Origin of the sequence: Aliivibrio sp. SR45-2 (assembly GCF_963890165.1) — a bacterium.
Classification (GTDB): Bacteria; Pseudomonadota; Gammaproteobacteria; order Enterobacterales; family Vibrionaceae; genus Aliivibrio; species Aliivibrio salmonicida.
In genome coordinates this window covers 1-355 of sequence record NZ_CAWPRC010000103.1, presented here as the reverse complement: position 1 = coordinate 355, position 355 = coordinate 1, and the positions used below count along the sequence as shown (strand labels likewise).

Genomic DNA, 355 nt, shown 5'->3' with positions numbered 1-355 from the left:
GCAAAGTACGCCGCTGCCTTTTTTAAGAACTCATTCTCTTTTTTTAGGTCGTTTAGCTCTTTTCTCATCTTACGCATTTCTGAGTTTTCTTTTATTGAATAATCGATACCATCATGAACCGTAAATTGTTTATTTGTCAGAAGGTTAAACTGTCTGCGCCAGTTATAGATCTGATTAGGGTGTAACCCTAATTCCTTCGCGACAGAAGCCGTCGTTCTATCTTTTTGATCTGCGAGTCGGACAGCTTCTTTACGATACTCTTCAGGATAAGATTTAGTATAATGCTTGCTCATGGTAGCCTCCAGATAGGTATAACCTAAGTATAGAATGTGTTCTAATTCTGTGGGGCACACCA

The 355-nt window shown here is 39.2% G+C and carries 1 protein-coding gene; it reads right to left on the bottom strand.

Going from position 1 to position 355, the window contains the following annotated elements; all coding sequences use genetic code 11:
- Positions 1–293 (bottom strand): transposase (locus AACV33_RS04710; RefSeq protein ID WP_220488756.1); only part of this gene is annotated, 293 nt, incomplete at its 3' end.
- Positions 294–355 lie beyond the last annotated feature (62 nt).